Source organism: Massilia pseudoviolaceinigra (genome assembly GCF_030846505.1).
GTDB classification, from domain to species: Bacteria; Pseudomonadota; Gammaproteobacteria; order Burkholderiales; family Burkholderiaceae_D; genus Telluria_A; species Telluria_A violaceinigra.
The window spans coordinates 35,016-59,403 of the sequence record NZ_JAVCWL010000002.1; the positions used below are offsets into that span (position 1 = coordinate 35,016).

The 24,388-nt window shown below is 64.2% G+C and carries 18 protein-coding genes and 1 pseudogene; 13 read left to right on the top strand and 6 right to left on the bottom strand.

Annotated elements, in window-relative coordinates; translation table 11 throughout:
* Positions 1–3: 3 nt before the first annotated feature.
* The 5 genes from RBA40_RS02390 to tssA are packed head-to-tail and all read left to right on the top strand — an operon-like array spanning position 4 to position 7,885.
* Positions 4–525 carry a hypothetical protein gene (locus RBA40_RS02390; protein WP_306645634.1) on the top strand — a complete coding sequence of 174 codons (522 nt, stop codon included), beginning with the start codon at positions 4–6 and terminating at the stop codon, positions 523–525.
* 16 nt (positions 526–541) lie between these two features.
* Positions 542–1,873: a type VI secretion system baseplate subunit TssK gene (tssK, locus tag RBA40_RS02395; RefSeq protein ID WP_306645636.1), complete on the top strand. Its 1,332-nt coding sequence runs from the start codon at positions 542–544 to the stop codon at positions 1,871–1,873.
* Positions 1,870–2,646 carry a DotU family type IV/VI secretion system protein gene (locus RBA40_RS02400; protein WP_306645638.1) on the top strand — a complete coding sequence of 259 codons (777 nt, stop codon included), beginning with the start codon at positions 1,870–1,872 and terminating at the stop codon, positions 2,644–2,646. The genes tssK and RBA40_RS02400 overlap by 4 nt, the downstream gene beginning before the upstream one ends.
* On the top strand, positions 2,643–6,773 hold the full coding sequence (locus RBA40_RS02405) for a type VI secretion system protein (RefSeq protein WP_306645640.1): 4,131 nt from the start codon (positions 2,643–2,645) through the stop codon (positions 6,771–6,773). Before RBA40_RS02400 ends, RBA40_RS02405 begins: the two co-directional genes overlap by 4 nt.
* Positions 6,770–7,885, top strand: a complete 1,116-nt coding sequence (gene tssA / locus RBA40_RS02410; protein ID WP_306645641.1) for a type VI secretion system protein TssA — start codon at positions 6,770–6,772, stop codon at positions 7,883–7,885. The genes RBA40_RS02405 and tssA overlap by 4 nt, the downstream gene beginning before the upstream one ends.
* Before the next feature lie 27 nt (positions 7,886–7,912).
* Here the strand turns inward: tssA and RBA40_RS02415 are convergent.
* Positions 7,913–7,990: pseudogene (locus RBA40_RS02415) on the bottom strand (hypothetical protein); the annotation flags it as partial.
* A gap of 86 nt (positions 7,991–8,076) precedes the next feature.
* Between RBA40_RS02415 and RBA40_RS02420 the strand changes: the two are divergent.
* The gene (locus RBA40_RS02420) at positions 8,077–8,397 is read left to right on the top strand and encodes a hypothetical protein (RefSeq protein ID WP_306645643.1); all 321 of its coding nucleotides are present in this window, start codon (positions 8,077–8,079) and stop codon (positions 8,395–8,397) included.
* On the opposite strand, the gene RBA40_RS02425 is transcribed toward RBA40_RS02420, so the two are convergent.
* The 3 genes from RBA40_RS02425 to RBA40_RS02435 are packed head-to-tail and all read right to left on the bottom strand — an operon-like array spanning position 8,381 to position 9,449.
* Entirely contained in the window at positions 8,381–8,692 is a 312-nt protein-coding gene (locus RBA40_RS02425) for a family 43 glycosylhydrolase (protein ID WP_306645646.1), read from the bottom strand. The two genes, RBA40_RS02420 and RBA40_RS02425, sit on opposite strands and share 17 nt — an antisense overlap.
* Before the next feature lie 14 nt (positions 8,693–8,706).
* Positions 8,707–9,168, bottom strand: a complete 462-nt coding sequence (locus RBA40_RS02430; RefSeq protein WP_306645648.1) for a hypothetical protein — start codon at positions 9,166–9,168, stop codon at positions 8,707–8,709.
* Positions 9,111–9,449 (bottom strand): cation:proton antiporter domain-containing protein, encoded by a 339-nt coding sequence (locus tag RBA40_RS02435; RefSeq protein ID WP_306645650.1) that lies wholly within the window; start codon positions 9,447–9,449, stop codon positions 9,111–9,113. Before RBA40_RS02435 ends, RBA40_RS02430 begins: the two co-directional genes overlap by 58 nt.
* Before the next feature lie 572 nt (positions 9,450–10,021).
* On the opposite strand from RBA40_RS02435, the gene RBA40_RS02440 reads away from it, so the two are divergent.
* Genes RBA40_RS02440 through RBA40_RS02470 form a run of 7 tightly spaced genes read left to right on the top strand, consistent with a single transcriptional unit; the run spans position 10,022 to position 20,136 of the window.
* A complete protein-coding gene (locus tag RBA40_RS02440) occupies positions 10,022–10,438 on the top strand; it encodes a DUF2170 family protein (RefSeq protein WP_306645652.1) in 417 nt (138 codons plus the stop codon).
* A gap of 10 nt (positions 10,439–10,448) precedes the next feature.
* Positions 10,449–11,177 carry a PspA/IM30 family protein gene (locus tag RBA40_RS02445; protein WP_306645654.1) on the top strand — a complete coding sequence of 243 codons (729 nt, stop codon included), beginning with the start codon at positions 10,449–10,451 and terminating at the stop codon, positions 11,175–11,177.
* Between the two features lie 9 nt (positions 11,178–11,186).
* Complete coding sequence (locus tag RBA40_RS02450; RefSeq protein ID WP_306645655.1) at positions 11,187–11,513, top strand: hypothetical protein; 327 nt, start codon at positions 11,187–11,189, stop codon at positions 11,511–11,513.
* A 33-nt stretch (positions 11,514–11,546) separates the two neighbouring features.
* Positions 11,547–12,194, top strand: a complete 648-nt coding sequence (locus RBA40_RS02455; RefSeq protein WP_306645656.1) for a ubiquinone biosynthesis protein — start codon at positions 11,547–11,549, stop codon at positions 12,192–12,194.
* Between the two features lie 29 nt (positions 12,195–12,223).
* A complete protein-coding gene (locus RBA40_RS02460) occupies positions 12,224–14,296 on the top strand; it encodes a flotillin family protein (RefSeq protein WP_306645657.1) in 2,073 nt (690 codons plus the stop codon).
* A 49-nt stretch (positions 14,297–14,345) separates the two neighbouring features.
* Positions 14,346–14,879, top strand: a complete 534-nt coding sequence (locus RBA40_RS02465) for a TFIIB-type zinc ribbon-containing protein (protein ID WP_306645659.1) — start codon at positions 14,346–14,348, stop codon at positions 14,877–14,879.
* Positions 14,880–14,883: 4 nt separating this feature from the next.
* On the top strand, positions 14,884–20,136 hold the full coding sequence (locus RBA40_RS02470) for a DNA repair ATPase (RefSeq protein WP_306645660.1): 5,253 nt from the start codon (positions 14,884–14,886) through the stop codon (positions 20,134–20,136).
* Positions 20,137–20,714: 578 nt separating this feature from the next.
* On the opposite strand, the gene RBA40_RS02475 is transcribed toward RBA40_RS02470, so the two are convergent.
* Together RBA40_RS02475 and RBA40_RS02480 are read right to left on the bottom strand one after the other, a co-directional pair.
* Positions 20,715–22,256: an alpha-N-arabinofuranosidase gene (locus RBA40_RS02475; RefSeq protein ID WP_306645662.1), complete on the bottom strand. Its 1,542-nt coding sequence runs from the start codon at positions 22,254–22,256 to the stop codon at positions 20,715–20,717.
* A 744-nt stretch (positions 22,257–23,000) separates the two neighbouring features.
* Positions 23,001–24,164 carry a helix-turn-helix domain-containing protein gene (locus tag RBA40_RS02480; RefSeq protein ID WP_306645664.1) on the bottom strand — a complete coding sequence of 388 codons (1,164 nt, stop codon included), beginning with the start codon at positions 24,162–24,164 and terminating at the stop codon, positions 23,001–23,003.
* Between the last annotated feature and the right edge of the window lie 224 nt (positions 24,165–24,388).

The window sequence follows — 24,388 nt, forward strand, 5'->3', positions numbered from 1 at the left end:
GCCATGCGATTCATACTCATTGACAGGTGGCGCCGGTGCGCTGCCGTGCTGCTCGCCGTTGCAACACTGGGCGGTTGCGGCGCCGTCGCCGGCGCGCGCGCGCTGGTGGGGCTGGCGCCCGCGCCGGCCAAACCCGCCTGGACCAGCGTCACCTTGGCGGCCGCCGCCGACGCCAATGCCGACAGCGCGCTGGCGGTCGACATCGTGCTGGTCAAGGACAAGGCCATGCTCGAGAGCCTGGCGGCGATGTCGGCGGCCAAGTACTTCGGCGCGCGCGCCGACCTGCAACGCACTTTCCCCGACGCGCTCACCGTGCTGCCGATAGAAATTACGCCGGGACAGCAAATCAGGATTGACGGCCAGCGCTTCGGCAAGCAGCGCGCCTGGGGCGCCCTGGTCTTTGCCAACTACGCGACCCCGGGCGAGCACAGGCTGCGCCTGCTGCTCGATAACCAGGGCTATGTGCTGCATTTGAACGCGCAAGAGTTCATTGCCAGCGATATCAAGCCGGGCAGCGCCCGCTAACCGAGGAAGCATCGTCATGGCCGAAGCACAACTGTATGACCGTATCCAGTGGCACGAGGGCATGCTGCTCAGTCCACAGCAGTTCCAGCAGGAGAGCGCACGAGTGGACGCGCTCGTCGGGTGGCAATCGCTGGCGGGCCAGCCGGCTGCCTGGGGGGTGCGCCGGCTGGTGCTGGACGAGGCGCGCCTGACCACCGGCACGCTGCGCATCCTGGCGCTCGAAGCGATCCTCCCGAACGGCATGGCGGTCCATTTCGATGCCACCCGGGCCCAGGACCAGGAGCTGGAACTGGACCTGGCGCCGTATGCGCAGCGCATGGAGCTGGGCGATCTGGCGGTCTATCTGGCGCTCGGCGCGGCGCGCGCGCTCAACCTGCCGGGCCAGCCTGCCATGTTCCGCGGTCTTGAAGGCGGCAGCGTCGACGACGAGGTATCGCAGGCGCTCGCTTGCGAGGTGCCGCGCATGGCGCCCAATCTGCAGCTCATCGCAGGCAAGGCGCCCGGCGCCTCCTATGTCGCACTGCACCTGGCGAATCTGCGCAAGGAAAACGAAATTGTGCGGCGCGGCGCGTTCTGGCCTGCCCAGCTGGAAGTACCAGGCGACTCCAGCCTGTGCCGGCGCGCGGGCGAGCTGGCGGCGCACATGCGCAGCAAGGCGCTGTTCCTGGCGCGTCAGAACATGGCGCCATCGTCGCGCCTGGAAGACCGTCTGGCGCTGCTCGAGCAGCAAAACCGGCTCACTGGCCTGGTGCTGCACCTGCCATTGCTCGAAGCGGTGCTGCGCGCGCCGGTGCTGCAGCCGCAACCGCTGTACCTGGCGCTGTGCGCCCAATTGGGGCCGCTGGCGGCGCTGCGTCCCGGCGCGGTGCCGATGGCGCCGCCGCCATACCGCCACGCCGACAGCTACGCCGCGTTCGACGCCGTACTGCTGGCGCTGCAGGATCTGGTCGATGAGGTAAGCCAGGACTGGAAGACGTGCACCTTCGACTTCGACGGCCAGGCGTTCACGCTGCCGATGCGCGCCGAGTGGCTCGGCAAGCGCCTGGTGGTGGGCCTGCGCGGCCACACTGAGCGCGAGCTGGGGCAGTGGATGGAGGGCGCCGTGATCGGCTCGCGCACCATCTGGACGTCCCTGTGCGAACGCCGCATGCTCGGCGCCGCGCGCAGCAGGATCGACGATGCGCCGGAACTGGGCCTGCGCACCAGCGCCGGTTACGCCTTGTTCGGGGTCGATACCTCGGACCAGTTCATCGTTGCCGACCAGGCGCTCCAGATCAGCAATATCAACGAAGGCCCGGCGGCCAATCGGCCGCAGGAACTTGTCCTGTTCATCAAAGGCTCACCATGACACTCCATGACAACCCGGGCCGGGACGGCGGCGATGACCTGGCGTCGGTCCAGTTCCGCCACTTTACGGCAGTGCTCGCCCAAGCCGCGGCGGCCGCGGCCAAGCTGGGCGAGAATGAAGCGCACAGCGGCGCCGAGGCGCTCAGCGGCCAACTGGCGCAACTGATCGAACTGCAAACGCTGGAGGCCGGGCGCCGCGGCGGCAAGGCCGGCCTGGAAGCCGAGCTGCAGGCACGCTTCCTGAAAGCAGCGCTGGCCGACGAAGTGCTGCTGCACACCGACTGGGCCGGCCGCGCGCACTGGCGCCATGTGCTGATCGAGGCCAGGCTGTTCAATTCGGCCCACGCCGGCCAGCAGGTGTTCGCCGACGTCGACCAGCTGCTGCGCGAGCGCGAACCGGCACGCCGCGGCGTGGCCCGCCTGTACCTGTCCTTGCTGTCGCTCGGTTTTCAGGGACGCTATCGCGACAGCGCCGCGTTGGGGCGGATTGCCGACTACCGGCGCGAGCTATTCCAGTTCATCTACCAGCGCGCCGCCGACTTGGGCGGACGCGACGCTGTCGTGGCCGAACAACCGTATGCCAGTACGCTCTCGCATGGCGGTGCGCGGCGCCTGTCCAAGTTGAGCCGGCGCGGCATGACGCTGGCGCTGGTGATGCTGCTGTTGCTGGGGTTGTCCGAGATCGCCTGGCTCTGGCAGTCTTGGCCGGTGCGCCAGGCCGTCGGCGCATCCCTGGCCGGTGCGGCAGCAGCCGCGGGCGGGGTGGCACCATGATGAAGTTTCTGTCCGACAACCTGGCCATCGCCACGCTGTTGCTGGTGACGCTGCTGGTGCTGATACTGCTTGGTCTGATCATCAACGCGGCCTTGCGCGGGACTGCCCAAGGCGGCGCCGCCCATGCCGACAGCAAGCTGCGCACGCTGGGCGCGGAGTCGCTGCGCCAGTCCTTTCGCAGCGCGGTCGAACTGATCGAATCGAACCTGGCGGCGCGTCACGAACGTTACAAGTTGTCGTGGACATTGCTGCTCAACGACAGCGCGCAACGCCCGTTGCCGCTGGCGCAGTCCGGCCTGCCCAGCGCACTGAGCGCCGACAGTACCTTGAGCGCGGCCGCGCAAGGCATCGACTGGCATTTCTTCGACAGCGGCGTGATCGTCCAACTGCAGGCCGGCCATCTCGGTTCGCCCGATCCCGACAGCGCCTCGAGTAATGGGGTGTGGGACGATTTTCTGGGCCTGTGCCGCAGCTACCGGCCGCAGCGCCCGTTCGACAGCATCGTGCTGGCGGTGCCGTGCACGGCCCTGCTGCAAACCGACCCGCAAGGCCAGCTCGACCTGATGGCGCGCGCCAAGGCGATTCACCATCGCCTGTGGCTGGCGCAAAATCGCCTGGCGCTGCGCTTTCCGATCTATCTGGTGGTGTCCGAATGCGAAGCGCTGCCGGGCTTTGCCAACTTTGGCAGCGCCTTGCCCGAGGCGCTGCGCAGATCGATGCTGGGCTGGTCGTCGCCCTACGAACTGGTGGCGCCGTTTCGCACCCAGTGGGCCGACAGCGCCATGGACGACATCGTGCGGGCGGCAAGCGATCGCTGTGCGGAATTGAGCGCACTGGAACCGCCCGGCGCGGACAGCAGCGCTTACCTCATGCTGCCCGGGGAACTTGAACGCCTGCGGGGCGGCCTCAAGTTGTTCTGCGAAGAGCTGATGCGGCCCAGCGCCTATCATGAACCGTTCCTGTTGCGTGGCATGTACCTGACCGGCGACAGCGGCGACGCTGCCGCACTGCTTGCCGCGATGCCGGCTCCGCCAACCGGTGCGCTGGCCGCGCCGTCCCTGGCCGCGCCAGGACCGGGCGAGCCCGCGGTAGCGGCCACGGCAGAGGCGATGCCGGTCTTCATGCGCGACATTTTCGAGCGCAAGGTCTTTGCCGAAGCGGGGCTGGTACAGTCCTCCTCGCAGCGCATGCGTCGCCCTGCTGCGAGCCGCGTTGCTTCCTGGGTGGTGCTGGCACTGCCGGTGCTGTGGGCCGCGGCACTGGTCGTCTCCACCGTACGCCTGCACCAACTGGGTGGCGACCTGGTGGGCTATCTGAACGCGCTCAATAGCGATACCCGGCGCAGCCTGCAAACGGCGCGCGCCGGCATTGACGACCCCCAGCGCAGCCAGAGGCGCGCCACCGACGCGCTGCTCAATATCGAGCAACTGGGGAGCGCGCGTTTCAATTCGGTCTTCATGCCCGGTTCCTGGCCGCTATTCGATGATCTGCACCAGCGCGTGGTTGGCCGGCTCGAGCAGGGCTTTGCCGACAACGCCTTTGACCCATTGCGGCGCGCCGCGTTCAGCCGGTTGGGCCAATTGACGGGGGTACCGATCGAGCCGGTCTCCGGCGCTCTGATCGGTGGCGCCCAATGTACGATGCCCGCTGGCTGGAGCGAACAGGTGGCTGCGCAAACCGGGAGCGCACTCAATGTCGACGACCTGCCGCAGTTCGGCGCCACCCTGGGATACCTGGCGCGGCTGGACGAAATCGATCGCGTGATCGGCGCCATGCTGCGGCTAAAGCATGCCGAGGCCGGGCCGGCGTCGGGCGCTGATCTGGCGCTGGTGGTGCGGGTCCTGCTTGGCGCCGAGCTCAATGGCGCTCCGGCACGGACGGCCGCGCTGTTTCGGGCCGTGGCACAGCGCGAGCCATCGCTGGCGCTCGAGCCGATGCAGGCGGCGGCGCGCTGTTCGCTGCGACGGGCCAGCACGGCGCTGTACCAGCGCCTGTTCGATGACAACGACTTGCTGCGTTCGGAGCGCATGGTGGCCGCCAGCAGTGCAGCCCTGTTCGCCGGCGCCCAGCCTGGCGCAGGGCTGGCTGGCCAGCTGCCGGCGTGGCACGCGCTGCGCGACGCGCTCAACCTTCAGCAGAATCAGATCGCCGGGGGGAAGGGGGGCTGGATGATACAGAGCAGTGTCAACCTCGGCGCCGCGCACGAGAGCATGATAGACCGTATCGGCGCCAATTCCCTGCTGGGAAAATCCGCCGTGCAGGAAACGCGGCGGCGCGTCGCAGATGGCTTTGGACGCTTTGTCGTAGCCAGGGATGCCGCGCTGTCGGCGCCCAGTCCAATCGATGGCATGGCCGACAACCTGGTGTGGTCCGGCAGCGCCTGGGCATTCTCGCCGCCGCGCCAGGCATTGCACGCGTCGGTGGCGGCGCTGGTGGCGCAACCGTGGATGAACGCCGGCGGGCCGGCGCAGCTGCCGGTGCTGGCGCGCGGCGCCACCGTCAGCTGGAACAAGGCGCTGCTGGAGCAGGCGATCGGGCTTGCCGAGGCGCGCAAGCGCTTCCAGGCCGGTCCTTTCATGGCGCTGCCGGCCAGGCTCCAGCAACCTGCCGCCGCCTTGGCCGACCTGGCGCTGGCCGCCAGTGCGCAGCGGCTGTTGATGCAGGCGCTCAGCGTGGCCCCGGTCGAACTGCCGAGTGGCGCCAGCGATGCCGAACGCGCCAGCGTGCTGCGGGTGCGTGCCTGGCTGCTGGAAATCGGGGCAGGCGATGTCAGCGCAGAGCTGGACGCGGTGCTGGCGGCCGATGCGTTGTCGCGCCTGCAGCGTCTGGACGACATCTTCAGGGGGGCTGAGGTGTTCGTGCCGCGCGAGCGCGCGTTCGAGGCGTGGAACGGCGAAAAGGGTGTCCTGCTCGACGCCTTTGGCAATGGCAACGCCGCCGTACTTGCCGCCTACGTCGCCCAGCAGCTGGAGTTTGTCGATACTGCGGCCAGTCAGGCCGAAGGCGTGCTGGCGCAGATGACCAGTTTCGCCCCCGGGCACCCGCTGGTGGCACGTTGGCAAGCCATCGTGGCGGACTTGCGCCGCTACAGGCTCAAGAGTCCGGCCAGTTCGCTCATGGCGCTGGAGCAGTTCATCGTCAGCGGCAGTGCCGATATCGACCTTGGCAACTGTACCGCCAGGCTCAGTTCACGCGGTGGACAGCGGGGCGCCGATGTGTTTGCCGAACGCTTGCTCAATCTGCAGGCCGGCTTGCTGGTGCGCTGCCGCGAACTGGCGGCCGGCCGCTACCGGGAGGAGTGGGAGCGCTTTGCCGGCTTGTACAACCGTGACCTTGCGCGCCGCGCGCCGTTCGATGCGCGTCCGGGCGGCGATGCGCTGCCGGCCGACCGGGACGCGGTGGGGGAAGCGATGAACCAGTTCGATCGCGCCCGTGCAGCCAGTGCGCTGGCCGAGCGCGAGCCAGGTGTGGCAGGCGCCAGCGCCGCGGTGCGCGAGGCAGGCGAGCAGCTGCGCCGCATGCGCGAGGTCCTGGCGCCGTTGTATCCGGTCGAACCGGGGCAGGTGGGCGGGCTGGACGTGACGGTGCAGTTTCGCCCCGCAGGCGTGGCCGATGCCGGGGCCAACCAGATCATCGACTGGCGCCTCGCCATCGGCGCGGGGACGCTGCGCCTTGGCGACGCGCCCCGCGCACTGCGCTGGGAACCCGGCATGCCGGTGCTGCTGTCACTGCGCCTGGCGCGCGACGGCAGTGGCCAGCCCCAGGCCGAACCGGGGCACCTCAACATGTCAGTGACCGAGCGCACCGTGAACTATCGCTTTGGCGACCCATGGGCACTGTTCAGTTTTATCGGCGCTTACCGCGATAGCGAAGTGGCCGACGGCGACCAGCGCGGGCCGCTGCTGCGCTTTGACTTTCCGGTGCTGCACACCGGCGCGGGTGTGAACGTGGTGCCGCTGGCGGCACGGACCCGTGTTTTCCTGCGTCTGAGCGTGAGCGCGCCGGGCAAGCGCACGCCGCTGGCCTGGCCCACGGTTTTCCTGTCGCATGTGCCGCGCTGGCAGGACGCGGCGCCGACCAGCAGCGCCGCGCTGTTAACAAATCAACTTGAGGCGAATGCCAAATGAACGCAATAACAGATTTTCTCGTCAACGACGCAGACCGGCAGATTGTTGCTGAAATTCTTGCGCCGCTAGCGCCCGATGCACCATGCGGCGCGGACATGCGCTTCGATCCCGTCTTTACCGAAATACGCCTGCTGCGCGACGAGGATGATCCCAGCCTGCCAATGAGGCAATGGGAGCGGCCACTCAAGGTGGCCGACTGGGTGCGGATCGATGCGCTTTGCATGGAGATGCTTTGCACACGCTCCAAACACCTCCAGTTTGCCGTATGGCTGACTGAGTCATGGATGCGCCAGCGCGGCTTCGCCGGCCTGTGCCAGGGACTGGGAATGCTCGACGCGCTGTTGCGCCGCTATTGGGATTCGATCCATCCCATGATCGACAAGGAGGGTGACTGCGACCTGCGCCTGGCGCCGTTGGAATGGCTCAACGAATCGCTCAGCGTCGACGTGCGCATTCACGCGGTGCTGCTGCCACTGGCCCAGTACAAGCCGCCCCGCTTGACGTTGGCAGACTGGGAACGCATGTCGGCGCAAGATCTGACGGGTCTGGACGAGAAACAGCGTGGCGAGGCGCGCGGCGACGCCGACTCCGAGCTCACGCGGGCCGCTATCCTGAGCTGTGCTGCCCAGTCGCAGGCCCAGTTGCACGCGACGCGGGCTGCAGTCTCGCAAAGCCGCGAAGCGTTGTCCGCGATAAACTCCTTCCTCAATGAACGGCTGGGGGATGACGCGCCGAATATGTCACGCCTGCTAGCGACGCTGGAAGCTGCCGAGCGCGTGCTGGTGCAATTGCATCCTGAACAGAAAGCGATCGACATGGACGACGAACCCGAGCTTGAAACCGTGCTTCCCAACACTGGTGCGATGCCCGCGCCGGCGCACTGTGACGCCGGCGTGACCCTCTCCGGCTGGCGCAACCGCGCTGACGCCTATGTGACGCTCGATGCGCTGGCGCGCTATTTGATGGAGCTTGAACCACACAGTCCCGTTCCGTTTCTTATTCGACGCGCGCTACATTGGGGCAGCATGCCTTTGCCGGAACTGATCGCCGAAATCATTAGGGAGGAGGGCGACCTCAAGCGGCTGGTGGGTGTTCTTGGATTGAAAATGTAGCATGATCGATTCGAGGCTGCGGCCGGTCACGAATACAATCCTGGCGCCGGGCAAGCCCCCGCTGAACAGGCCGCGCACGCGCCGCCGGGAGTCGGCCGGACCCACCAGCAAAGTGTCGTCGAGGTCTGTGGCCAGTATCCGTTTCGTGCTGTCCTGAGGATTAGTCCATCGGTCAGTGGATCCTGTTTGACATGCAGTTTGAAAAGACCAACGCGATCCCGCCGTGCCGACTGGAAGCGCCGCGGCAGACGCGCGATCTAGCCCGGAGCAACAAGCTAAGGCAGCGCCGGCACACTCACGCCGAGTTCAGTCTGCACGACCGGCTTCATCGTGCCGTCTGGATTGTTTTGCAAATGTTCGACAGTAACAGCACCCCGGCCGGCCATGCCACTCACGTCGCCGATCGCCAATGTGGCGTTGTGCAGGAACAGGTACCAGTTCTCCTTGAGCTGGACAATGCCCGGTGGATGGTGAAACTGTTTTTGGCCGGTCCCGTCAACAGGCCGCGGTAGGTCCAGGGTCCGGTGATGCTTGGCGCCGTTGAATACGATACGTGCTCGGCGCTCGGTGTGGCAGGGTCATCGACGCGTAGCTTAAGTAATACAGCTTGCCACGCTTGTGCAGCCAAGGGCCTTCCACGAAGTGCGGCGGCGTGATTTCGCGGATCGGTCCGTCGATGTCGATCATGTTGGGCTTGAGTTTCGCAATGTAGCACTGGCGATTGCTCCAGGCCAGCCAGCTGGTGCCGTCGTCATCGGTGAACACGGTGGGAATGATGTCAGCGATGACATGAGCCGGCAGGCTCATGCACTCTGTTCGAACTAAGCCTCTGATTTCAGGGGCTTTTTTTTCGCACCTGCGGTACAGCTTGGCATTGATGGGCAATCCGAAGCAACGCCATTTGATGGTGCGCCTGATGGTGCCGGATGTTCGCAAGCAGGATTTTGGGTATCGATACGATCATTGATAGCAGGTGCAAACAGGGTCACGGCGATGGTGATCAACGCAGCCACGCCCAGCATCGGCGACATGCGCACGACAATCATTTCCAGGCCGATCAGCAAGCACAGTACGGCGTTGAGGATCGAATCGAGCAGCTCCCAGAAGGAGTCCACGGGTCCGCGCGTCTCGTCCGACATGGCCAGCGCATCGCTGCCGATGGCGGCCGCCGGGGTAACGGGCACTTGTTCCTGATCGCTGTCGATACTGCCTGGCAAGCGATACGTCACATAGCCCCGCAGAATGCCAAAGACGCCACCGCCCGCTTCCTGCAACAACAGCACCGAGGCGCTGAGCGTCGCTCCGCTGACCAGCCCCCGGCAATGATGGCGAACAGCGCGACGCCGGCGCCATCGTTGAACAGCGATTCCCCGGCAATGAGCAGTTCCGGGCTTTCCGGCGCCTTGGCTGATTTCAGAGTGCCCATCACGGCGATCGGATCAGTGGGCGAAATCAGGGCGCCGAACAGCATGCAGTCGGTCAGAGACAGCGGCAAACCGACCAGCGGCAGCGTCCACCAAAGAATGGCCCTGACCGCGATGGCCGAGATCAGCGTGCCGACCACGGCCAGCAGTCAGATCTGCAGGCGGAAGGCGCGCAATTTGCCCACGTCGATGTGCAGGGCCCCGCCGAACAGCAGGATCGACAACATTCCCTGCCATGGCACCTCGCTGACATTGATCGCGGTCGACAGCGCGGTGATGCAATGCGCTCACCCTGTGCGCCTTCAAGTCCGGCAGGGCCGACGACAGCAGCAGGGCGATGGCCCTCACGCCGATGGTCGTCGGCAGCCGCACGACAGGGTGATTGACATAGGCTGGCAGGGCAAGTCAGGACAAGGAGGATGGCACCAAGATCTGGCATGGCATCGTTCAACACGGCGGTGCCGGGCAGTCAACAGGCTTGCGGCACGGAGCGGCGCGAGGGCGATCAATGTAGCCAGGAAATGGCACACCAGCAACATTTAGCAGGATCGTGCGATGCTCAGTTGTTGACTGATCGCCATTCAAAAGAATTGCATATTTGCATCTTGACATTTTATGTCAGCCATCTATACTTGGACATATTATGTCTTTGGCCCGCTCAGGGATGATTGAAGTACCTCCGCATGCAAGGATGACAATGATGGAAATGGCAATGAAACAGATGCTGGAGATCGAACAGGCGCTGCTGCGCAAGCTCGGGTCGGTGGGCGTGAGCAGCCATCTGCTGCCACCGGCCGATGCCGACGGCGTGCCGGTGATGCGGATCAGTATCGAAGGACTGGAAGAGTTGCCGGTGTTCGTCACCGGCTCGCCCAGCCAGGTACTGTGCATCTGCTACTTGTGGACCGAAAGCGAAATCCGGCCCGAGCGCCGGGCCGAGCTGCTCGAGACGATGCTGGACCTGAACATGGCCATCCCGCTGTCGAATTTCGGCCGCATCGGCGAGCACTACGTGATTTTCGGCTCGCTGGCGCACGACGCCAGCGCCGCCAGCATTGCAACGGATGTGGCGATGGTCGCCGACAACGCGTTCGAAGCCCTCGACGTGTTGACCGAATTCTTAAAATAAGGAGCGCATCATGGCTGTCTTTTCCAAAATCCTCACCATGCTGCGCGGCGACGTGCGCAGCATCGGCCAAAGCCTGGTCGACCACAATGCCAACGGCATCTACGAACAGGAAATCATCGAAGCGAAAGCCCATGTGGCGCACGCGCGCCAGGACCTGACCGCGGTCATGGCGCGGGAAATGCAGGCCGCGCGCGAGATCGAGCGGCTCGGGCGCGACCTGCGCCGCTACGAAGAACTGGCGCTCGAAGCGCTGAAAAAAAACGAGGAAGGGCTGGCCGGGGAAGTGGCCGACAAGGTGGCCGGCCTCGAAGTGGCGCTGGCCGAACAGACCAGCGCGCGCGACGATTTTTCCGGTCATGTGGCGCGCATGAAAGACCTGATCCGCAACGCCGAGGCCAACCTGCGCGACCACGAGCGCGAACTGGTCATGGCCAAGACGACCGAAAGCGTGTACCGGGCCACGGCCACCATTTCGAGCAGCATGGGCAGCAGCGGGTCCAGATTGATGAGCGCAAAGGAATCGCTGGAACGCATCCGCCAGCGCCACCAGGACACGGCCGACCGCATGCAGGCGGCCGAGCAGCTGGAAGATGAACTCGGTCATACATCGCTGGAACGCAAGCTGGCCGCCGCCGGCATCGGCGCGAGCGCCAGCCGCAAGGCGCAGGTGATGGCGCGCCTGCAGCAACGCCTGCATGCGGACGCGGACGCGGGCGCTGGCGGCGCCAAGCCGGACTGAGGGGGACGCATGGTCAGTTCCCCGCGCTGGACCGGATCGGACGCGGCCTTGCGCGCCGTCCAGGTGGCGTTCGATGTCGAAAAACAGGTGATTGACGCGGTGCGCTATGCCGCGCTCGAACAGCAGGTGTCGCCATCGGACCAGATCCGCCTGATCCTCGGCTTGCCTGTCACCAGCAAGCCGGTGCGCCCGCGCCTGACGGTCACGCTCAGCGATGCCGACTACGCGATCCTGGCCGAGCGCTTCGGCGTGCCGGCCGACGACAAGCGCAAGATCAAGGAAGCGCTGCACGACGCCCTGATCCGTTTTGCGCAAACCCGCCAACAGGACGCATGATTTTTTTGAAACCATAACAAGAAGGAACCCGCGATGGACCTCTGGCACCTTTTGAGCAGCTTTCCGAGCGCCATTCCCACGGTACTGCTGGCCGTTCTGCTGATTTATTGGCTGTTGTCGATGATCGGCCTGGTCGACATGGGCGATGCGATCGACCTCGACCTCGATGTGGACGCCGGCCACGCGGCCCACGACGGGCCCGGCCTGCCGGCGCTGGCTGGCTACCTGGTGGCGCTGGGCCTGGGCGGCGTGCCGCTGTCGGTGGCCGCCAGCGTGCTGATGTTCTTCACTTGGCTCGGCACGGTCCTGCTGCATCAATACGTGCTGGTCTGGCTGCCGGGCGCGCCGCTGCGCATCGCCGGGGGACTCGCGGCCTTGCTGTTCTCGTCTGCGCTGGCCGTGCCGCTCGGGGCGCGCGTGCTGCGTCCGCTGCGCGGCTTGTTTGTCACGCAGGCGGCGCGCGCCAATGCCAGTCTGGTCGGCCTCGACTGCAAGATCGTCACGCGCTACGTCGACCGCCGTTTCGGCCGCGCCGAGGTCGGCGGCCAGGGCGCCAGCATCAATATCCGGGTCTGGGCCGACACGCCCAATGCGCTGGTCAGGCATTCCATAGCGATTATCGTCGCCTATGACGAGGCCACCCGGGAGTACGAAGTACAGGCAGCAACCGACGCTATTTAACGCTTACTCACTCGAATCAGAAAGAAACCATGGACATTATGTTGCTCTCGATCGGTATCATTACCGTCATCGTGCTGGGCTGTTTCGTGCTGTTCGCCAAGTTCTACCACAAGGTGGAACAGGGCCACGTCATGATCATCAATACCCTGCGCGCACAACCCGAGGTAACGTTTACCGGCGGTATCGTGTATCCCATCATTCACAAGAAAGAGATGATGGAAATCTCGCTCAAGACGATTGAAATCAATCGTCTCGGCAAGGATGGCTTGATTTGCCAGGACAATATCCGCGCCGATATCAAGGTCACCTTCTTCATCCGCGTCAACAAGACCACCGAGGATGTGCTCAAGGTGGCGCAGGCGGTCGGCTGCGTGCGCGCCTCCAACCAGCAAACCCTGGAAAGCCTGTTCTCGGCCAAGTTCGCCGAAGCGCTCAAGACGGTCGGCAAGGGGATGGATTTCGTGGAACTGTACCAGGCGCGCGACCGCTTCCGTGACGATATCATCCGCCAGATCGGCGACGATTTGTCGGGCTATGTGCTGGAAGACGCGGCCATCGACTACATCGAGCAGACCGCGCTCGACAAGCTCGATGGCCAGAACATTCTCGACGCCCAGGGCATCAAGAAAATCACCGAACTGACCGCGATCGAAAATATCCGCACCAACGAACTGGTTCGCGACGAGCAGATGCGGATCAAGAAAAAGGATGTCGAAACGCGCGAAGCGATCCTGGAACTGGAGCGCCAGCAAGCCGACGCCGAGTCGCGCCAGGGCCGTGAAGTCAGTTCGGTGCGGGCCCGCGAGCAGGCCGAAACCCAGAAAGTGCAGTCGGAAGAATTCACCAAGTCGGAACTGGCACGCCTGCAGTCCGAACAGCTGGTGATGGTGCAGCAGGAAAATACCACCCGCGAGAAGGAAGTGGCCGAAAACAACCGCAAGCGCGCCGTGGCGATCGAAGAAGAGCGCGTCACCCGCGCACGCCAGCTCGAAATTGTCGACCGCGAGCGCGAAGTGGCGCTGCAGACCATCGAAAAGGAAAAGGCCATCGAAGTGCAGAAAAAGGCGATTGCCGACGTGGTACGCGAGCGCATCGTGGTCGAACGCACCGTGGCCGAGCAGGAAGAAGCGATCAAGGAAGTGCGCGTGGTGGCTGAAGCGGACCGCCTGAAAAAATCGGTGGTGATCGCCGCCGAAGCCCAGGCCGAGGAAAAAATGGTGCTGACGGTAAAAGCCGCGGAAGCGGCCGAGCGCTCGGCCAAGCACCGCGCCGCCCAGGACCTGACCGTCGCCGACGCTGCCCTGAAAGTGGCCGAGCGCGGCGCCGAGGCGCAAAAACGCGATGCCGAAGGCAAGGAAGCCGAACTGGCCGCCCCTGGCCTGGCCAGCGCCCGGGTCATGATCGCCTCGTCCGAAGCGATCCTCAAGCAGGGCGCGGCCGAAGCGGAAGCGATGCGCCTGCGCATGCATGCCGAAGCGGCTGGCGTGGAACAGATGGGGCTGGCGCAAGCGGCGGTCAAGAGTGCCGACGCGGCCGCGACGGCGACCCATGGCGACGCCGAGGCGCAAGTCATCCAGGCGCGCTTCGAAGCCGAATCGAAGGGCTTGGCGCAGAAATTTGAGGCCATGTCGGCGATGAGCCAGGAAACCCGCGCCCACGAAGAGTTCCGCATGCAGCTCGAAATGGCCAACCAGCAGATCAACAAGGGCATCGATGCCCAGACCCTGATCGCCAAGGACCAGGCCGAGGTGCTGGGCAAGGCCCTGCAGAACGCCAAGATCGATATCGTCGGCGGCGAGGGCGACTATTTCGAGCGCTTCGTCAAGGCGCTCTCGATCGGCAAGGGCATCGACGCCACGGTCGAGAAGAGCCGTACCTTGCAGATGGGCCTGAAGGACCACCTGAGCGGCGAGCGCGACATGGTGGGCGACTTGCGCGGCCTGATCGGCGCGCTGGGCAGTTCCTCGGGCGAGTTGCAGAACCTGACAGTGTCGGCTCTGCTGGCCAAGGTCGGCCGCGATGGCACCGCCCAGCAGCAGCAAGCGCTGCAGAGCTTGCTGGCGACCTTCCAGCCGGCCCTCGAAGCGCCGCGCGCCAATTGACAGAGCGGCGGGGCCCATGCCCCGCCTCACCATCGATACAGGAGTTACCATGATTTGCCCCGCATGCGGCGGCCGCCATGTCGCGTCCGTCAAGATCGAAGGCGGCCTGCCGGCCGAACGCTGCAAGGATTGCCATGGCGCCTGGGTGGAACTGGAGCGCTACCGGCTCTGGCGCAAGCGTACGCCGCAACTGGCCGCGCCCGAGTATGACGGCGAGATTTCGCAAGCCAGCGAACCGGCGCGGGTATGCCCGAACACGGGACGCCTGATGACCCGCCTCAAGGTCAGCAACGACAATCCGTTGCGCCTGGACTACAGTGCGATGGCACAAGCGGTCTGGTTCGACAAGGGCGAGTGGGAGCGCGTGCTGGCCATGGGCTTGCACGACCAGCTCGACGCGATTGTGTCGGAGCGCTGGCAGAGCGACCTGAAGCGGGCGGCCGCGCGCGAGCGCGCCGAGCACGCCATGCGCCTGCGCTTTGGCGATGACGCCTACGAGCAACTGGTGCACATGCGCGCCTGGCTGGCACAGCAGCCGAACCAATCCGACATGATGGCATTCCTGAATACGAAAGCAGATTGAGTCCATGAGCGACCCCCACGCAGCACCGGCACCGGCCGACTCCGGCAACGCCCCCCCCAGCGCCGACGACATTGCGCCCGAGTCGGGCAGCTTCGAGCTGCTGCGCGCCCGCCTGGGTGAGCATGGCAAGGCCTTGCAGGCCAAGGCCAACCTGCTCAACGAGGCGCGCCTGGCCGAATTCGGCCGCCAGGAAATGCTGTTGCGGGCCCGCACCCGCGCCCGCACCGAGAATAATTGCGTGGCGCGCGACCTGGTTTTGGTGGGCGAGGTGCTGCTGTTCGGCTACAACGTCTTCATTGGCCTGCGTCAGGAAACCCGGGTGGCCGATGTGTTCGGGCTGTACCGCCTGCGCGCCGATGGCGACCAGGCCGAGCTCGAACCGCTCGCACTGGAACACACCTTTCTCGACGAACCGCGCTTCCTGGCCGAATTCAGGGAACTCTACAGTTACTATAAAAATGCCCAGCTGGTCCAGTTGCGCGTGCATCAGGGCAAGCTCCTGGCCGCTTTCAAGATCGGCGAGCGCATCAGCGACGTGCGCGTGTTCCGCTGGCAGCTCGGCGAGAATGGCGCCGCCAGCTACATCGATAACCGCGGCGAGCGCGACATTGCACTGCCGCCGACCCACGATTTCGAGTGGACCCAGACTACGCGCGAGCAGCATGTGCTGGGCAAGCATCCGCACATCAATATTCTCGACATCCTGTTCGTCGAGACCGTGGGCGGCGACCTGACCGTCAAGATCGAAAACAATACCGATACCGGCCTGGGCATCTACGCCGAGCCGGTCGAGGACCGCAACCAGTCGCTCAACGATGGCGACATCGCCTACGCCGCCGTGGGCGAACTGATCCTGTTGCGCATCAAACCGTACCGCGAGTCGGTCTTCCGCTACCTGGTATTCAACCGCCGCACGGCCCAGGTGGCGCGGATCGACGCCATCGGCGCCTCCTGCGTGCAGTTGCCGGAAGACCACGGGATCGTGTTCCCCGACGGCTACATCCTGCAGAGCGGGGAAAGCAAGGTATTTGCCGACCTGCCGCGCGGCCTGCAATTCAAGCGGCGCGTCATGTCGCCCAACGGCGAAGACGTGCTGTACGTGTTCTACGGGGTGGAGCAGGGCGTGTATGTGTTGCTCACCTACAATATGATCAGCAAGGCGCTGGCCCAGCCGCTGGTGGCGCACGGCTACGCCCATTACGCCGATGGCAGCATGCTGCTGTTTACCGCCGAGAGCGAGGAGCCGACCCGCAACCACGCCATGCAGCTGTGGCAGACCGCCTTCGTCAGCGACGACCACGCCGCCCTGCAGGCGCCGCGCCAGAGTTACCTGGGCAAGATCGGCAACCGCGACCTGGTGCGCGGCCTGTCGGAACTGTACTCGCTGGCCAAGCTGGTGCGCGCACAGGCGCAGGCCGCGCGCGACCAGTTGCCGGCCCGCTTCGTGTTCGAGACCCTGGTGCGCCAGTGCCGCCGTATCGGCGACGCCTTCCACTGGCTGGGCGCGCCGCAGGCGCACGACGCGGCCAGCGAAGTGCAGGCCATGATGGCCGTGGCCAGCGCCACGCTCGACGAATTCGACAAGGTGGCGGCGCTGCGGCGTAGCGCCGCAGCGCTTCTTTCGCAGAGCGCCCTGGCCCAGCGCCAGTTACTGACCGACAGCGCCAGCCGCCTGTGGCAGTCGCCCATCGACTTCATCGACGCGCTCGACGCCATTCGCCTCGGCCGCGGGCGCCTAGCCAGCCTCCGGGAACAGCGCTACATGGATGTGGCGCGGCTCGACGAGCTCGACGCCGAGCTGGCCGCCGAAGAAGCGCGCGTGGCCGACAAGACCGTGCAATTTCTGGCCCAGGACAATGCCTTCGACCCGCTCACCGGCGTGCTGGCGGCCCAGCGCGCCCAGCTCGAAACGATGCACACGACGGCGCAACTGGCGCCCTTGTACGATACGCTCGAGCGCAGCGCCGCCAGCCTGGACGGGCTGACCGAGCTGCTCGCCACCCTCGGGCTGGGCGACGCCACCTTGCGCACCCGCATACTGAGTACCATCTCGGCCATTTATGCCGACGTCAACAAGCTGCGCGCGCAGGCGCGCCACAAGCGCAAGGCGCTGTCGCAGGGCGAGTCGGCGGCCGAGTTCGCCGCCCAGTTCCAGCTGTTCGGCCAGTCGGTCGACAGCGCGCTGGAGCAGGCCGACACGCCCGAGCGCTGCGACGAGTTGCTGACCCGCCTGCTGGCCCAGCTGGAAGACCTGGAGGGCAAATTCGCCGAACAGGAAGACTATCTGGCCGAGATCGCGCACAAGCGCGAAGCGGTCTACGAGGCGCTGGAAGGGCGCAAGCAAGCCCTGCTCGATGGCCGCGCGCGGCGCGTGCAAGCCATCATGGACGCGGCGCGGCGCATCCTGGCCGGGGTGCCCAAGCGGCTGGCGCAACTGGGCGAGAGCGCCCAGCTGGAAGCCTATTTCGCCTCGGACGCCCTCCTTAACAAGCTGCGCGCCAGCATCGCCGAACTGCGCAAGCTGGGCGCCGCGGTCGGTGCGGACGACCTGGCCGGGCAGCTCAAGGCGCTGCGCGAGCAGGGCCAGCGTACCCTGCGCGACCGCAACGAGCTAGTCACCGGCAACACCATCCGCCTGGGAAGCCATGCTTTCACGGTCAACCAGCAGGTGCTCGACCTGGCCATCGTCACCTGGCACGCTCGCCCGGCCTACCATCTGGCCGGTACCGATTATTTCTTGCCGCTCGACGATGCCCGGCTCGACGCCTTGCAAGCCTACTGGAGCGTCGAGACACTGTCGGAAAGCGCGCTGGTCTACCGCGCCGAATACCTGGCCTGGCAAGTGGTGCTGGCGGCGCAGCAAGGCAGTGCCGAACCGGATTGGGCCAGCCTGGTGCAGGCGGCGCGCGATCCGGACAGCCCGCTGCTCGAAGAGCACGTACGCCGCTTCGCCGCCCCGCGCTTTCACGAAGGCTACCAGAAAGGCATCCACGACCACGATGCCAGCCTGATCTTGCGGCGCCTGCTGCCGATGCTGGAAGACGCTGCGTTGTTGCGTTACAGCCCGCTGGCGCGCGCGCTGGCCGTGCTGTACTGGCAACACCTGCAAGACACGCCGGACCTGCACCCGCACGCGCAACTGGTCACGCATCAGGCCGGGCAGGCCGAATTGATGCGCGTCCAGTTCGGCAATGAACGCATGGGCCAGCAGGTCGCGGCCCAGTTCGCGCTGTCGCTGCAAGAGTTCCTGACCCAGCAGCAACTCGACCTGATATCCTGGCTCGACAGCGCGAGCGACACCCCGGCTGCCTTGCTGGAGCAGGGCGGCGCCTACCTGCTGGCCGAGCTGGGCGCCCACGGTGGCGACCCCAAACGCGCAACTCCGCACGCCTGGGTGGCCAGCCGTGCCGGCGCCGACCTGGCGCAGGGCTTGCTGCGGCACCTGGAGCGGCACGGCATTGCCCAGCCATGGACCAACACCACACAGGGCTGGCGCGCGCGCTGGCAACTGGCGACCGAATGGCTGTACGGCTTCATGCTGCAGGAACGACACGACCTGACGATGCTGCCGGAAGCGGCGGCCAGCCTGCTGTGTTCGCTCCCGCGCCGGGTGCAGCCGGCCGAACTGGCTGCGCAGGTCGACGGCTTGCTGGGCGAGCATGCGCGCGTGAGCGGGCAGAGCATGGCGCTGCAACTGAACGACTTCTTGCGCCGGCTGGCTTACCACAGCGGCGTGATCGTGCCGGCCTGCCAGCAGTTGCAGCAATTGCGCCACAGCCTGCTGCAGGAGGAAAAAGCGCGCCTGCGGCTGGAACAGTTCCAGGCCAGGCCGTTGTCGAGTTTTGTGCGCAACCGCCTGATCGACGACGTTTATCTGCCGCTGGTGGGCGAGAACCTGGCCAAGCAGATCGGCGCGGCTGGCGAGCAGCGCCGCACCGATTCAATGGGCATGTTGCTGCTCATTTCTCCGCCCGGTTACGGCAAGACGACCCTGATGGAATACCTGGCCGACCGCCTCGGCATGATTTTCGTGCGCATCAACTGTCCGGTGCTGGGCCACGGCGTGACCTCGCTCGACCCGGCCGAGGCCAGCAACAGCGGGGCGCGCATGGAGCTCGAGAAGCTCAACCTGGGACTGGCGATGGGCAACAACGTCATGCTGTATCTCGACGATATCCAGCACACCCATCCCGAATTCCTGCAAAAATTCATCGCGCTGGCCGACGGCACGCGCCGCATCGAGGGTGTGTGGCGGGGCGAAAGCCGCAGCTACGACCTGCGCGGCAAGCGCTTTGCCATCGTCATGGCCGGCAATCCGTACACCGAATCGGGCGATGTGTTCAAGATTCCGGACATGCTGGCCAACCGCGCCGACATCTACAACCTGGGCGACGTGCTGAGCGGGCGCGAGGAAGTGTTCGCGCAGTCCTACATCGAGAACGCGCTGGTGGCCCATCCGGACCTGCAGCCGCTGGCGTCGCGCGACCCGGCCGATGTGGTGCGCCTGATCCGCATGGCGCAGGGCGAAGCGGTCGCGCCGGGCGAGCTGTCGCACGCCTACACCAGCGCCGAACTGGCCGAGATCGGCAATCTGCTGCGGCGCCTGTTCAAGGTGCGCGATGCCCTGCTGGCCGTGAACCGGGCGTACATCGCCTCGGCCGCCCAGGACGATGCCTACCGCATGGAGCCGCCGTTCAGGCTGCAGGGCAGCTACCGCAACATGAACAAGCTCGCGCCCAAGGTCTCGGCCTTGATGAACGATGCCGAGCTCGACGCCCTGTTGCGCGACCATTACCGTGGCGAAGCGCAGACGCTGACCGCCGGCGCCGAAGAGAATCTGCTCAAGCTGGCGCACCTGCTGGGCCAGCCGGATGCGGTGGAACAGCAGCGCTGGGCCGCGCTGGTCGATGATTTCGTGCGCCTGCGCAAGCAGGGCGGCACCGATGCCGACGGCGCCACCCGGATGGCCAATACCTTGTCCGAGATCGGCTTGCAGATCGCGGCGCTGGGCCAGCGCATCAATCCGGCGGTGCATGTGACGGTGCCGGAACAGTTGGCACTGCAGGAAGCGGTGCTGCGCCTGGCGGAAAGCTACGAGCAGTCGCTACTGCCGCTGATCAGCGCGATGAACCACAAGATGCGGCTCGACCACAGCATCTGGGACAATGTGCGCGATACCGGCACCGATATCAAGGAGATCGAGAAACGCTTGGCGCGCCTGTTTCCGCAAGAAGCGCATGAGATAAAGCCGGACTGAACTGGTATTTGCCGTGCCTCGGCAGCGGCGAATGGGAGGGGCGAACGTGGTGGCATTCCGTCTTACTGAACAATAACCAATACGGTCTCCACAATGTGGTCAATCATAGCCGAGCCACGGTTCGGAGACACTTGTACTGCCCGTCGTGGTGCATGGTATTTTTGATGGTCCTAGTCTGCAAATTGGTAGAATGCCGATACAAAACAAGATGTTAGCAGTGCCGTTAATGATTGAATGGGAGTGAGGTCAGAGATGGCATGATCTGACAGGCTCGTGCATTTCGCAAGATCCAAGCCACTGATTTCAGAGGCTTTTTTTCGTCTGTATGGCGCCAACTGGCGGTTGCCATGTTGCGGTTGCAGCAGAATAAAGACCCCAGATCAGAGAGAAATATAATCATTTAGATCGTGTTTGCGAAAATAGAGGAGGCTGGCCTTCTGCCTTCTGCCTTCTGCCTTCTGCCTTCTGCCTCCACCTGCGCAACTGCTCAGGGTCATTTTACTTGCCGGGATATTACATAGTCGAGCGCGCCGGCCATCCCGTGTACCGGCGCGCGAAGGATGTCCCGGAGATCGGACTTAGCCCTCGACGGCGACGACCACCACTGCCTTGGCCGGGATTTTCAGGCTCAACTTGCCATTGACCGCCTTCGCTGCGAACGGCGCCGGCTTGACCGCATCCTTTCGATCGAAGGTGTTATGCGCGTCCATCGCTGCCGCTGTCAGCACCTGACCGTTGACCCCGGAAGCGTTTTGGCCGGCGACATTGACCGCCACGTCGGACGCTTCGTGCGGGTTGGTGTTAACGATGGCCAGATACAGCTTGCCGTCCTTGGCGCGCGCCGCAGAGGCGCTGATGCCCGGAATGCTGGCCGCGCCAAACTTGTACGCGACATTGTCGCTCAAGGCTACTGGCAACGAGGTCGCATCCTGGAACGGCACGTACATCTTGTAGGCATGGTAGGTCGGGGTCAGCAGCATCTTGTCCTTCTCAGTGAGGATCATCGCTTGCAGCACATTGACCATCTGCGCGATATTGGTCATCGTGACCCGTTCTGCATGGGCATGGAAGATGTTGAAGTTGAGCGCCGCGACAACGGCGTCGCGCAGCGTGTTCTGCTGGAACAGGAAGCCGGCATTGGTGCCTTTTTCCACGTCATACCAGGTGCCCCACTCGTCGATCAGCAGGCCGATCTTTTTTTCGGGATCGTTCTTCTCGAGCGCCGCCACGTTTTCCTTGATGCTCGTATCGATCTTCAGGGTGTTCACCAGCGTCGATATCCACTGCGCCTCTGGAAAGCCGGTGGCCGCGCCCTTGACGTCCCAGTTGCCGGTCGGGATAGTGTAGTAGTGGTAGCTGATGCCTGCGGTGCGGCCCTTCAGACCCTTGCTGAGCACGTCGGACCACTTGTCGTTAGAGTGGCCGCCGCTGGCAATCATTTTCGGCCGGTGCTGCGCCGGTGCTTTCAGGAAGGTTTTATAGTTGTTGTACAAATTGACGTAATACTCAGGCGTCATGTTGCCGCCGCAGCCCCATGACTCGTTACCGACGGCGAAGAAATCAACCTTGAAAGGCTTGGCGCGGCCGTTCTTGCGGCGCAGCTCGGCCAGCGTCGACTTGCTGTCGGAGGTCATGTACTCGATCCATTCCGACATTTCCTGCGGGGTGCCTGTGCCCAGGTTGCCGTTCACATAGGTGTCAGCGCCCAGCATGTCGGCCAGGTCGAAGAATTCGTGAGTGCCGACCGCATTGCTCTCTTCCACGCCGCCCCAGTTGGTGTTGACCTTGACCGGACGCTTGTTACGGGGGCCGATACCGTCTTTCCAGTGGTATTCATCGGCAAAGCAGCCGCCCGGCCAACGCACCAGCGGTACGTGCAGCGCCTTGAGCGCGCCGACAACGTCCTTGCGCCAGCCTCTGATATTCGGAATGTTAGAGCTGGGACCGACCCACATGCCTTCGTAGATGCCAGTGCCCAGGTGCTCGGCAAACTGTCCATAGACGTTCTTGTTGATGACGGCGCCAGGCTTGGCCGGATCGATGTTGATGGTCACCGCTGCGAACACGGGCGCGCTCGCCAGCAATGCAAGCGCCATTACGCTGCTCTTTACTACCCTCATGTCTTCTCCATTTTTCGTTGCGCACTTTATGTGGCCGCTTAAGGGCCGGCTTTCGCTTGCGAGACGGGAAGTGGGCCTCGCCTTTCCAGCAAACCGGCGGAGTCTATCCCAAAAATTTCGACAGAACTACGCGCCGAAATGGCACGCGATTGGGCACGAGGGCCTTGTGCGAAAATTCTGCACGGTTGGTAGCAGTGCTCGTGCAGATTTTGCTATCGGTCGCTTGGAAGGCCGCAGGTCGATCCGGGCAGCTCCCAGTACGCCAGCGGCCGCCCCGCCGTTGCCGCATGTTGAATGCACAAAAATGCAGTATTAATGCGATTATATGCACGCTTGCAATGCCTTTATCATTAGCGCTATTCCGGTGCTCACCCGGCGCGTGCCTTCGTTGGCGCGCCGGGTCCCTGCTGGCGCCGCATCATGACGCTCCGTATGGCGCCGTATTGCAGCGACCATGATTCGTCTGGCTTCCAGATCCACCACTGCGACAGGCCACAGCGGCCCCTCGAATGCAAAACGCCCGAGGCAGTGCAGCGGGCGTCGATTTGTGGTCCTTGGCCAGCGAACCTTGTAGAAGGCAGTGTCTCGTCAGCCGATTTCAGGACAACACAGCTGATTTTGCCGTTCATACTCCGTCCCGCCGAATCGATGTGGCGAAGTTGAAGCGCAAGCACGCGCAGCCGAACAGGCGGCAAAGCGCGCGCTTTGACGGCCGCGCCCAGCCCTGCCAGCGCAACAGGTGCTCTATGGGGCCGGCTCCTGCGCCTCGTTCTTGCATATTTCCCGAAATGCCTTGGGCGTGCATTCGTATTCTTCCTTGAAGAGCTTATTGAAATACGAGGAATTCTTGTAGCCGACCGAATAGGCAATTTCCGCAATACTGGCGCTGGTGTTTTCTACCAACAGGCGCGATGCTTCGGTCAATCTCAGCTTGTTCAGATAACCGGTAAAGGTGTAGCCCATTTCCGCCTTTAAGATGTCGTTGACCTTATTGCGGTTGACTCCGGTTTCCGACACCACGGTGTCCAGATCGAGTTCCGAATCCGCATAACGCGTCGCCAGTAATCTCAAAATGGCGGATTTTCCCTTTTCCCGGTGCGGTTCGAGCGCGAGCTGCTGGTAGGCCACCAGCGGCAGGTCTTTCTGCATCCGCGCGTGCAGGTCATTGGCCAAAGCCACAGCGTACTGCTTGACGAACCAGAATACGAAAGCGCCCCAGGCGAGTATCAGGAAGGCGGCGAGAAAGTACAGGTAGCCGTATTTCCGCTCGTGCATTTCGATACTGGCGATTTCGATACGCGACGGGATGCCGACAGGGCTGGCATTGCTGGTGCCAACTTCGATTTGCGCGACCTTGGTCAGCGAGTAACCCAGGTCGGATGGGTTGAGTTTATTCATGTCGACCCACCATTGCGGAATGGTCAAATGCGCCAGATCGAGTTGGACACGGGCCCCGTCCTGATTGCAGTTGATGTAGGCCGATGGCGAGCGATAGGTCGTCAGATCATCCGGTTTGGACAACTTGTCATCGAAGGTGCTCAGACCGACCCGGATGGCAGCGGCGGGGAAGCAGCGTGCTTCGAAACTGATCTTGTCGAACCTGGACCAGTCGAGCAATGCGGGTTTGCCATTGCCGTCCGTGAAAAGCAGGGCGCTCGATGCATAGAGATAGGGAGTTTTGCCTGACAGGACGAATTCCATGATCAGGCGCGCGGCATCGACTCTGGCGTTTAGGCTGGTGGTCGTATCGTTGCCATTGTGCGACTTGCGCAACTGCCAGGAAAAATCGTCTTGATCGAATAAGGAGACGCGGTGATAGCTGCGCGTGACGCACAGAAATCCGATCAGGATACTTAAACCGAGAAGTAGGACCAGCCGAACCAGTGCCTTTGAATATAACGCGCGCATAGAAGTAAAAGTTGGGTGGTCGGACAGCGGCGAGCCTGCTGCACGCCGGTGCGGCGGCAGTCATCAGTCGTCAGGTCTCGCAATGTACAGCATGTCGTTCCGTCTGTCACTGCGGCGCTGTTGCGCGCCATGGATGGATGTCCAGCGCGTTTGGCCGGAGGCGTGTTTGTCGGCGCGCAGCATGCCGTTCGCGCCGCCGTTGCGCGCTTCGGCTGCACATCATC

Coding starts and splice junctions, on each gene's coding strand:
- RBA40_RS02475 (WP_306645662.1), bottom strand. CDS start 22,256: ATGAGGGTAGTAAAGAGCAGCGTAATGGCGCTTGCATTGCTGGCGAGC.
- RBA40_RS02400 (WP_306645638.1), top strand. CDS start 1,870: ATGACACTCCATGACAACCCGGGCCGGGACGGCGGCGATGACCTGGCG.
- RBA40_RS02440 (WP_306645652.1), top strand. CDS start 10,022: ATGAAACAGATGCTGGAGATCGAACAGGCGCTGCTGCGCAAGCTCGGG.
- RBA40_RS02420 (WP_306645643.1), top strand. CDS start 8,077: ATGCAGTTTGAAAAGACCAACGCGATCCCGCCGTGCCGACTGGAAGCG.
- RBA40_RS02405 (WP_306645640.1), top strand. CDS start 2,643: ATGATGAAGTTTCTGTCCGACAACCTGGCCATCGCCACGCTGTTGCTG.
- tssK (WP_306645636.1), top strand. CDS start 542: ATGGCCGAAGCACAACTGTATGACCGTATCCAGTGGCACGAGGGCATG.
- RBA40_RS02425 (WP_306645646.1), bottom strand. CDS start 8,692: ATGAGCCTGCCGGCTCATGTCATCGCTGACATCATTCCCACCGTGTTC.
- RBA40_RS02470 (WP_306645660.1), top strand. CDS start 14,884: ATGAGCGACCCCCACGCAGCACCGGCACCGGCCGACTCCGGCAACGCC.
- RBA40_RS02465 (WP_306645659.1), top strand. CDS start 14,346: ATGATTTGCCCCGCATGCGGCGGCCGCCATGTCGCGTCCGTCAAGATC.
- RBA40_RS02445 (WP_306645654.1), top strand. CDS start 10,449: ATGGCTGTCTTTTCCAAAATCCTCACCATGCTGCGCGGCGACGTGCGC.
- tssA (WP_306645641.1), top strand. CDS start 6,770: ATGAACGCAATAACAGATTTTCTCGTCAACGACGCAGACCGGCAGATT.
- RBA40_RS02455 (WP_306645656.1), top strand. CDS start 11,547: ATGGACCTCTGGCACCTTTTGAGCAGCTTTCCGAGCGCCATTCCCACG.
- RBA40_RS02480 (WP_306645664.1), bottom strand. CDS start 24,164: ATGCGCGCGTTATATTCAAAGGCACTGGTTCGGCTGGTCCTACTTCTC.
- RBA40_RS02460 (WP_306645657.1), top strand. CDS start 12,224: ATGGACATTATGTTGCTCTCGATCGGTATCATTACCGTCATCGTGCTG.
- RBA40_RS02390 (WP_306645634.1), top strand. CDS start 4: ATGCGATTCATACTCATTGACAGGTGGCGCCGGTGCGCTGCCGTGCTG.
- RBA40_RS02450 (WP_306645655.1), top strand. CDS start 11,187: ATGGTCAGTTCCCCGCGCTGGACCGGATCGGACGCGGCCTTGCGCGCC.